The 9,098-nt window shown below is 62.9% G+C and carries 9 protein-coding genes; 6 read left to right on the top strand and 3 right to left on the bottom strand.

From position 1 onward, the window contains the following. Positions 1 to 848 (bottom strand): sigma 54-interacting transcriptional regulator (locus AWB68_RS08710; RefSeq protein WP_143281954.1); only part of this gene is annotated, 848 nt, incomplete at its 3' end. Positions 849 to 1,358: 510 nt separating this feature from the next. On the opposite strand from AWB68_RS08710, the gene AWB68_RS08705 reads away from it, so the two are divergent. The 4 genes from AWB68_RS08705 (at position 1,359) to AWB68_RS51345 (ending at position 5,365) form a co-directional block, all read left to right on the top strand. Then, positions 1,359 to 1,796, top strand: coding sequence for a hypothetical protein (locus AWB68_RS08705; protein ID WP_087643942.1), 438 nt, complete (start codon positions 1,359 to 1,361; stop codon positions 1,794 to 1,796). A 121-nt stretch (positions 1,797 to 1,917) separates the two neighbouring features. Further along, positions 1,918 to 2,418, top strand: coding sequence for a dihydrofolate reductase (locus AWB68_RS08700; RefSeq protein WP_087643941.1), 501 nt, complete (start codon positions 1,918 to 1,920; stop codon positions 2,416 to 2,418). A 332-nt stretch (positions 2,419 to 2,750) separates the two neighbouring features. Continuing rightward, positions 2,751 to 4,787, top strand: a complete 2,037-nt coding sequence (locus AWB68_RS08695) for a M13 family metallopeptidase (RefSeq protein WP_160109991.1) — start codon at positions 2,751 to 2,753, stop codon at positions 4,785 to 4,787. A gap of 338 nt (positions 4,788 to 5,125) precedes the next feature. Continuing rightward, the gene (locus tag AWB68_RS51345; RefSeq protein ID WP_374729565.1) at positions 5,126 to 5,365 is read left to right on the top strand and encodes a M13-type metalloendopeptidase; all 240 of its coding nucleotides are present in this window, start codon (positions 5,126 to 5,128) and stop codon (positions 5,363 to 5,365) included. 92 nt (positions 5,366 to 5,457) lie between these two features. Here the strand turns inward: AWB68_RS51345 and pmbA are convergent, their stop codons facing one another. Then, a complete protein-coding gene (pmbA, locus tag AWB68_RS08685; RefSeq protein ID WP_087643938.1) occupies positions 5,458 to 6,828 on the bottom strand; it encodes a metalloprotease PmbA in 1,371 nt (456 codons plus the stop codon). A 306-nt stretch (positions 6,829 to 7,134) separates the two neighbouring features. Here pmbA and yjgA point away from each other — a divergent pair, with 306 nt between their 5' ends. Next, complete coding sequence (yjgA, locus tag AWB68_RS08680; RefSeq protein ID WP_087643937.1) at positions 7,135 to 7,752, top strand: ribosome biogenesis factor YjgA; 618 nt, start codon at positions 7,135 to 7,137, stop codon at positions 7,750 to 7,752. Then, positions 7,730 to 8,356 carry a molybdopterin adenylyltransferase gene (gene mog / locus AWB68_RS08675; RefSeq protein ID WP_200828659.1) on the top strand — a complete coding sequence of 209 codons (627 nt, stop codon included), beginning with the start codon at positions 7,730 to 7,732 and terminating at the stop codon, positions 8,354 to 8,356. Before yjgA ends, mog begins: the two co-directional genes overlap by 23 nt. Here the strand turns inward: mog and orn are convergent. Further along, positions 8,353 to 9,009 carry an oligoribonuclease gene (orn, locus tag AWB68_RS08670; RefSeq protein ID WP_374729564.1) on the bottom strand — a complete coding sequence of 219 codons (657 nt, stop codon included), beginning with the start codon at positions 9,007 to 9,009 and terminating at the stop codon, positions 8,353 to 8,355. The genes mog and orn overlap by 4 nt on opposite strands. Positions 9,010 to 9,098: the final 89 nt, after the last annotated feature.

Raw genomic sequence — 9,098 nt, 5'->3', positions numbered from 1 at the left:
ATGCGCACATCGACCGGCGTCGAGCCGTGGCCGCCGAGCCGCTCAACTTTCCTCTCCTGCAGGAAGCGCAACAGGCTCGCCTGGCTTTCGAGCGGCAGATCGCCGATTTCATCCAGGAACAATGTGCCGCCGTTGGCCGCTTCCACCCGGCCGATCTTGCGTTGATTGGCGCCGGTGAACGCCCCACGTTCGTAGCCGAACAACTCCGATTGCAGCAGATGCGCGGGAATAGCGCCGCAATTGATCGCGACGAACGGCTGGTCGCGCCGCACCGATCGCTCGTGAATCGCCACCGCCGTGAGTTCCTTGCCGGTGCCCGATTCGCCCGAGATGAACACAGGTGCATCGGTCATCGCAACCTTGCGGATCGAGCGGAACAGCGCGAGCATCGCGTCGCACGAGCCGACCATCTCACCCTCGGCGCGCCCCTCGCCGCCTGCTGCGCGCGCGTCGTTCGACGCCGCGTCGTGCAGCGCCACCATGCCGTATGCATGGCCGACAGCATCGACGATCCGGTCGTTGGACGTCGGCAAAGTAACGTAATCGAAACAATAGTCGCGGATGAGCCGCCGCACTGCGGCGTCTTCAAGTTGGCCCGACAGCGTCGCCGCCACCCAGCCGACATTCGTCAACGTGAGCGACGCTTCAAACGCCGCCAGTTCATGGGATTCAAAACGGCTGGACAGGTCGAGCAAACCACCGATCGCCAGATCGCTGCGCAGCGACTTGCGCGCTTCGCGTGCGCTCGCCACGACTTCAATGTGCCATCCGCGCTCCTCGAATCGCGCGCACAGCATCTCGCTTGGATCGCGAGTGACATAGATGAGTTGCCGCCGAGCGACTTCCATTATTCAGATCCTTTCTTCAACGGTAGTTGAAAAGGTCGCGTAGTTCAGGCCCTCGGTACATCGAGATTTCGACACATGCATACGACCGCGAACGACCATGCATTTATTTCAAACACCGTGACCCCGAAGCGAATAACTTACTTAACGCGTCTTCCTCCGTTACCTTTTGTCTGATTGTGTGCTCTTTTTGAGAGACTACTATAACGCATAAACTTCGAAAACAAATATCCTCCAGAAGGACCGTCGACCGTCCGAAACGCTTGTCGGACGGGCATTTCAAGAATTTGTCATCTAATTAATAAAAGTTATCTGCACCGCATTAATAAGACAATATCCGGTACGCAATTTCCAGTATTTCGACGCGTTTCCGACGCTTCGTATCACACGTGAAACGTTTTCCCCCGTTTTTTATTCCCGTTTCTTCGTTATTTTGTGCAAGACCACGAAGCCATAAGGCATTCAGGGTAATGGCATAAATCTCGCTTTAGGAGGGAGCCACAGGAGTATAAGATGCGGATTACGGCACGTACGTTCGGACACCTCGCTTCGAATCCTACTTTAGTGTTTGCCAATACCGGGTTGACCGGATTGGCGCTTGCACTCGCTTCGGCCGGTGCGGAGGCGCAGCATTCTCTCGCAGGCCGAGGCGCATCCGGCGTTGGCGCCGAAGCGCCCGCGCCAGGTATGACGGCCGCTCAGCCGATTTCCGCGCATGTGGACGACGCGCAACACGCGCTGCCCTGCGCGTCCTCCGAGAAATCACCAGACGCCGGGCCGCCTGCGGTCGAGCGCATCGCCCAGAGCGGCAATACGATCACCTTGTGGGACGAAATCACGCCGCCCGCGCCCGCTCCAAGTCCGACGCCGCTTCAGCAGCCGATGCCGATGCCGGTCCCGGTCGACGCCGGACGCGACGCCGGCACCATGAGTGCGTGCGCGCTCCGATGAATACGCAGGCGGGCGCGCATCGGATGCGTGTCGCCGTCAGTTGTGTCGCCGTCAGTTAAAATTGGGAGCCCGCCAGGTGTCGATTTGCCCGGCGCAACCGCTCCAATTTCCCCTTCCCTACATGACGACGCTGACCCTGATCGTCGCCCGTGCGCGCAATGGCGTGATCGGGCGCGATAACACCCTGCCCTGGCGCTTGCCGGAAGATCTCGCGTTCTTCAAGAGCACGACAATGGGTTCGCCCATCATCATGGGCCGCAAGACGCACGAATCGATCGGCCGGCCGCTGCCGGGGCGCCGCAATATCGTCGTGTCGCGCGATGCCACGCGCCGCTTCGAAGGCTGCGACACGGTCACGACGCTCGACGCCGCCCTCGCGCTCGCGGAGCAAGATCAGGCGCGCGAGGCGTTCGTGATCGGCGGCGCGCAACTCTATGGCGAAGCGATCCGCCACGCCGACAAGCTGATCGTCACCGAAATCGACGCCGATTTCGACGGCAATACAAAGTTCGATGCGCTCGATCCGTTGCAATGGACCGAAGCATCGCGCAGCGAGACGCATCGCGCCGCCGCGCCGAATGACTTCGAGTACGCGTTCGTGGTGTACCGACGCAAGGGTTAAGTAACTCCCTTTAGCAGAAATCGCAGGCCGCGCTCACGCCTATCGTGAGCGCGGTTTTTTTTCGTCCAGCCATTTCCCCCGCCGACTTTCGGAACAATCCGAATAAAGCCGTTGATACACTCGACCCCCCCGTTTTCTTAGTTATCCGATTTTTATTTGAGATGAAACCGCTGACCAGGCGACGTAATCAAGAACGGCTGACAAGACCAAGCGGGAGCATTCGAGCGGGCCGTCGATCGTCCACGCGAATCGACGGCTCTCTTTTTTGGCTACGGGCCGCCACGCAGCGCCGCATCGGCTCCGTGGCAGCACCGTCCGCATCAAGAGGCGCAATGAATACATCAAGGTTATCAATCACGGCCATCGCAGCCGCAGCGTTCGCGCTTGCCGCGTGCAATGGGTCAAACAACGATTCATCGGTCGTCTCGACGCGGCCGTCCTTCGATGCCACGGAAATCGACAAATCGATTTCCGCTTGCCAGGACTTCAATGCCTACGTCAACAGGAAGTGGACCGACGCCGCGCAGATTCCCGCCGACGCGTCGCGCCTCACCACCTTTAGCGTGCTCGAGAAGAAAAGCAGTGACGTGCAACTGGAGATCGCGCAAAAAGGCGGCGCCGACGTCTACAGCAAGCTGGTCCAGGACTTCTACCGCGTCGCCGCCGACGAAGCCGGGCCCGAACGCGCCGGCGGTGCGCCGCTCGCGCCGCAACTCGCGAAAATCGACGCAATCCGCGATACGGCGGATCTCGCTGCCTACCTGAACGGACCTGTCGGCGACGGGCGCGCCGCCTTGTTCATCATGCACCCGTTCGCAGGCGAGATCGATCCGACGGTGAACGTCCTGAACGTCTTGGCGATGGCCCTGAGCCTGAAGTCACGCGAGCTGTACTTGAACGCCGATGCCAGGCCCACGCGCGACGCGTTCGTCGCGTCCGTCACGCGTTCGTTCATGCTCACGGGCATGTCCGCGGACGCCGCCGGCGCCGCCGCGCAAAAGGTGCTCGCCTTCGAGACGAAGCTCGCGGAAGCCACCCCGGCCGCAGGCGAAGCGAGCCCCGACGATTCTGGGGAAATCAGTCTCGCACGGGCCAACCAGATTTCGCCGAACTTCGACTGGACCGCTTTCTTCAAGGCGCAAGGCGTCACGCCGCCGGCAACCATCAAGCTGTCGTCGCAGAAATGGTTCGCGGCCATGGACGGCATGATCAAGAGCGTCCCTCTCGACGACTGGAAACAGGCACTGCGCTACGCGGTGATCCGCTCGGCGTCGAAGTATCTGTCGAAGGCATTCCGGGACGAGGACTTCAACTTCTACGGCAAGACGCTGGAAGGCCGCGCCGCCCAACCCGCGCTATCGGCGCGCATTCTGGACAACATCAACAATACCGAGGTCCTTGCAAAGGCCATGGGCGTGCCCTTCCAGGCGAAAACGCTCACGCCGGAGACCGTCGCCGCCACCGAGGCGATGGTGAAGGACATCCGCGCCGCCTTCCGTGCGCGGCTCGCGAAGTCGGTTTGGCTCGCGCCGCAGAGCATTCAGCGCGCGCTCGCGAAGGAAGAAGCCATTCTGTTCAAGATCGGCGGTCCGAAGAGCGGTCCGGACATCTCCGACCTGAAGCTGCCCGGCACGTCGTGGTATGACAACGCGATGGCGGTATCGAAGTTCGATGCGCACCGGTGGTTGTTGCAAGTCGGCACGAAGGTTGACCGGAAGATCTGGACTTTCGCGCCGCAAGAGGTAGAGGGCGCCTATTCCCCGACCGAGAACAGCATCCAGTTGACGGCGGGAATACTGCAGCCGCCGTTTTTCGACGCAAAGGCTGACCTGGCGATGAACTACGGCGCACTCGGCGCGGTTATCGGGCACGAACTCACGCACGGCTTCGACTCCCAGGGCTCGCGACACGATGCGACGGGCGCGCTCGCCGACTGGTTGCAGCCGAACGATCACACCGAGTTCGATGCCCGCGTCGCCCGCCTCTCGCGCCAGTACGACGCCTATGAGGCGCTGCCCGGCCTGCATCTGAACGGCAAGCTGACCGAAGGCGAAACGACGGCGGATTCCGGTGGCATCAACGCCGGGCGCGACGCGCTCATTGCGCGCCTCGCGCGCGAGCCGTCCGCCGACAAATCGATCGACGGCTTCACCCAGCAACAGCGCTATTACCTCGCGTGGGCCCGGATCTGGCGCCAGAAGATGACGCCTGAGTACGTGCGTTCGCAGGTCGCCACCGATCCGCATCCGATCGGCAAGTTCCGCGTGATCGGGCCCATGTCGAACATGCCTGAATTCGCGCAGGCCTTTTCCTGCAAGACCGGCGACCCGATGGTGCGAACGCCCGAGGATCGCGTGACGATCTGGTAACTACCCCGGATGAGTTCGAGTGCGCCTTCGTGGTGTATCGACGCAAGGGGTAACTAACCCCATGTAGCAGAAATCGCAGACCGCGCTCACGCCTGTCGTGAGCGCGGCTTTTTTTCGTCCGCGATTCGCGTCGTGACCGACTGTCGCAGTTCACACAGTAAGAACTTCGTAAGCCGTTGATAAACTCGCAGCGCTCCGATTCATTAGTTATCCGCATTTGTTTTTGAGATACAGACGCCATTCGGCCGAGGACGACTGGATGATCCGAGGCATCCGAGCGGGCTGTCGGTTGTCGACATCGATCGACGCCCATCCTTCCGTGCTCCGGGTCCGATGCGGTGCCGGACCGACCCCGGTTGCCCGTCAGCAACAAGGTACGTCACGAAAGAATTCAGGTATTCGATTACGGCCATTGCGGCCGCCACGCTTATGCTCGCCGCGTGTGGCAGATCAGTCACGCCCCGGGCAAATCCCGGGCGAACGGGCCGGTTTCGAACACACCGTCGTTTGCCGCGCCGTTCGCCTGCAAGCCGGGTTCGCCCATGGCGCGCACCCAGGAGGATCGCGTAACGATCTGATAAGTCCGGCCGGCAGACCCGATCGGCCGACGTTGAAGAAAGCCCCGGATGACTCACGTCATCCGGGGCTTTTTTACGACCAAAGCGCCCGCTTACTGCCCCGCGATCGTCATCTTCTCGATCAGCACCGAGCCGATTTCCTTAGTCCCGCGCACGACCGTATCCGCGCCGATCGCCTCGATATGGCGGAACATCTCCTGCAACGTGCTCGCGACCGTGATTTCCTCGACCGGATACTGAATCTTGCCGTTCTCGACCCAGAATCCCGACGCACCGCGCGAATAGTCGCCCGTCACGTAGTTGACGCCCTGTCCCATCAATTCAGTCAGCAGCAAACCGGTGCCGAGCTTCTTCAACATCTGCTCGAAGTCGTCCTCGGGTTTCGTGAGCGAACTGCGCAGCGACAAATTGTGCGACCCGCCCGCGTTGCCCGTGGTCTGCATGCCGAGCTTGCGTGCCGAATACGTCGACAGGAAATAACCCTGCACGACGCCGTCTTCCACGACACGGCGGCGCTGCGTGCGCACGCCTTCTTCGTCGAACGGCGCGCTGCCCATGCCGCCGCGCACGTGCGGATCTTCCACTACCTGCACATGCGGCGCGAACACCGGCTTGCCGAGGCTGTCGACGAGGAAGGTGGTCTTGCGATACAGCGCGCCGCCGCTCACCGCCTGCACGAACGCGCCAAGAATGCCGGCCGCGAGCGGCGCCTCGAACAGCACGCGGCACTTGCGCGTGTCGAGGCTGCGCGCGCCCATGCGCGAGAGCGCGCGCTGTGCCGCATAGCGTCCGACGGCTTCGGGTTCGGCCAGATCAGCGGCGTTGCGCCTCGACGTGTACCAGTCGTCGCGCTGCATGTCGCGGCCGCTGCCGGCGATCGGCGCGCACGCGATGTAGTGGCGCGAGTACGGATAGCCCGCGAGAAAGCCGCGCGACGTGGCGAGCACGAACTGCGAGTGCTGCGCCGAGACGCTCGCGCCTTCCGAATTCTTGATGCGCGGGTCGACGTCGAACGCGGCGGCTTCCGAGCGGCGCGCGATTTCGACGGCTTCCTCGGCGTCGATGTGCCACGGATGGTAGAGATCGAGATCCTGCGGCGACGTTTCGAGCAGTTCCGCTTCGGCGAGGCCGGCCGCGGTGTCCTCGGCCGTGAAGCGCGCGATGTTGTACGCGGCCGCGACGGTATCCTTCAGCGCCTCGCGGGAAAAGTCCGCCGTACTGGCGTTGCCCCGCTTCTTGCCGATGAACACCGTCACGCCGACCATCTTGTCGCGATTGTGCTCGATGGTCTCGACTTCGCCGCGCCGCACGCTGACGGAAAGCCCGTCGCCCTCGGAGATTTCCGTGGCCGCGTCGGTTCCACCGAGTTCCTTCGCGTAGCGCAGGATGTCGGACGCGATTTCCTTCAGCTCGTCCTGGGTGTGCGGGAAAAAGCGTTGCTTGACGTCCATGTCTGCTGCCATTTTTCGTAGCCTGTCGGAGGCGGGCCGGACTCCGGCCCGCGTGTTCGTTGCCTGGGATCGTTTCGTTGCCTGGAATCGTTGCCAGTCCGCGCTGCCGGGCCGTTGCCGTGGCCCTCGCTGCGTTGCTTCTGCGTTCCTTCACTACGTTCTTTCACTGCGGCACTGCCGACGCGCCGCGTGCTCGGTGCGCATCACGCGATCATAGCAAGGACAGCGCGCATTCACTCGCCAACGTCGAACGCCGCGACGGCGGGTTGGGCCGCCCTGCGGGAAAACACGGGGAGGCCGGCAAGCTACAATGTCGCCATGAACCGTAAAACCCGCATTCAACCGATCGAATCCGCGCCAGCCGCCGAGGCGGACGCGAACGACAACGGCTACGACCGTCCCAGCAAATCCCAGCTGAAGCGCGACATGCACGCGCTGCAAGAGTTGGGCGAGGCGCTCATCGCGCTGCCGAAAGACGCGCTGAAGCGCATGCCGATGCCCGAAAGCCTCGACGACGCGGTACGCGAAGCGCGCCGCATCACCGATCACGAAGGCAAGCGCCGTCAGGTGCAGTATGTGGGCCGCGTGATGCGCACGCTGACCGACGAGGAAACCGCGGCGCTCCGCACCGCGCTCGACAGCTATCGCGGCGTGAACCGCGCCGAGACGGCGAAGCTGCACTGGATCGAGCGCACGCGCGAAAAGCTGCTCGCCGACGACGCCGCGCTGACCGAATTCATCCGCCAGCATCCGGGCGTCGACGCGCAGGAAGGCCGCACGCTGATCCGCAACGCGCGCAAGGAACGCGAGCAGCAGAAGCCGCCGCGCTATTTCCGCGAGCTGTTCCAGTGGATCAAGAACGCGGCGGGCGTGGAGGAAGACGACGAGTCGGCCGATGCCGAAGCCGGTGACGATGATGACCAAGCCAACGCGTAATCACCCTGACGAATTGATCGTAGGCCTCGTGTCGATCAGCGATCGCGCGTCGCAGGGCGTCTACGAGGACAAGGGCATTCCGTCGCTGCAAACGTGGCTGGACGAAACGCTTGCGACGCCGTGGCGCGCCGAAACGCGCTTGATCCAGGACGACGCCGCGACCATTTCCGCGACGCTCGTCGAACTGGTCGACCAAGCCGGGTGCGACCTCGTGCTGACGACGGGCGGCACCGGCCCCGCGCGACGCGACGTGACGCCCGAGGCGACGCTCACGGTCGCCACGAAGCCGATGCCCGGCTTCGGCGAACAGATGCGCCAGATCAGCCTGAACTTCGTGCCGACGGCCATTCTGTCGCGACAAGTCGCGGTGATCCGCGAAACTGCCGATCACGCCGCGCTGATCATCAACCTGCCGGGCCAGCCGAAATCGATCCGCGAAACGCTGGAAGGTTTGAAAGATGGTGAAGGCAAAACCACGGTACCGGGCATCTTCGCCGCCGTGCCGTATTGCATCGACCTGATCGGCGGCCCGTACATCGAAACGCGGCCGGAAACCGTGGCCGCGTTCAGGCCGAAGAGCGCGATCCGGCCCGCCAAGTCCTAAGCTGCGTCGCTGCCAGCCGAAGGCGCCGACGGAATCAGGAAATGCTCGCGGTAGTACTTGAGTTCGTCGATGGACTCGTGGATGTCGGCGAGCGCGGTGTGCATCGCGCGCTTCTGGAAACCCTTGTAGATGGCCGGCTGCCAGCGGCGGCACAGTTCCTTCAGCGTGCTGACGTCGAGGTTTCGGTAGTGGAAGAACGCTTCCAGTTCCGGCATCCAGCGCGCCATGAAACGACGGTCCTGGCAGATCGAGTTACCGCACATCGGCGACTTGCCCGGCGGCACGTATTGCCCGAGAAATTCGCGAATCTGGCGCGTGGCTTCGGCTTCGTCGACCGTCGATGCCCGCACGCGCTCGGTCAATCCCGAGCGGCCGTGCGTGTTGCGGTTCCATTCGTCCATTTTGCCGAGCGCTGCTTCGTCCTGGTGAATCGCGAGCACCGGCCCTTCCACCAGCTTGTCGAGCGTCGAATTCGTCACGACGACCGCGATTTCGATGATGCGGTCGTTGTCGGGTTCGAGGCCTGTCATCTCCATGTCGAGCCACACGAGATTCATGTCGCTGCGCACGAGGATGGCGGAATCCGCTGTCCCCGAAGGTGCCTCGGAAGGTGCCTCCGAGGGTGCCTTGGATGGGTCGAGAATGTCGGTCATGAAGGAGCCTGGATGGGTGGACGAGGCGCGTCGCGTGTATGCTGGCGCCGAAGCAAAATCCGGCGGCGGCGGCCGGCGCGAGCACGGCC

Origin of the sequence: Caballeronia choica (assembly GCF_001544535.1) — a bacterium.
Lineage (GTDB): Bacteria > Pseudomonadota > Gammaproteobacteria > Burkholderiales > Burkholderiaceae > Caballeronia > Caballeronia choica.
This window is presented reverse-complemented; position numbering and strand designations above follow the sequence as displayed.

What these genes read in the sequence shown, in the direction of transcription:
- AWB68_RS08700 (WP_087643941.1), top strand. Translation starts at nt 1,918, where the DNA reads ATGACGACGCTGACCCTGATCGTCGCCCGTGCGCGCAATGGCGTGATC.
- AWB68_RS08705 (WP_087643942.1), top strand. Translation starts at nt 1,359, where the DNA reads ATGCGGATTACGGCACGTACGTTCGGACACCTCGCTTCGAATCCTACT.
- pmbA (WP_087643938.1), bottom strand. Translation starts at nt 6,828, where the DNA reads ATGGCAGCAGACATGGACGTCAAGCAACGCTTTTTCCCGCACACCCAG.
- mog (WP_200828659.1), top strand. Translation starts at nt 7,730, where the DNA reads ATGATGACCAAGCCAACGCGTAATCACCCTGACGAATTGATCGTAGGC.
- yjgA (WP_087643937.1), top strand. Translation starts at nt 7,135, where the DNA reads ATGAACCGTAAAACCCGCATTCAACCGATCGAATCCGCGCCAGCCGCC.
- AWB68_RS08695 (WP_160109991.1), top strand. Translation starts at nt 2,751, where the DNA reads ATGAATACATCAAGGTTATCAATCACGGCCATCGCAGCCGCAGCGTTC.
- orn (WP_374729564.1), bottom strand. Translation starts at nt 9,009, where the DNA reads ATGACCGACATTCTCGACCCATCCAAGGCACCCTCGGAGGCACCTTCC.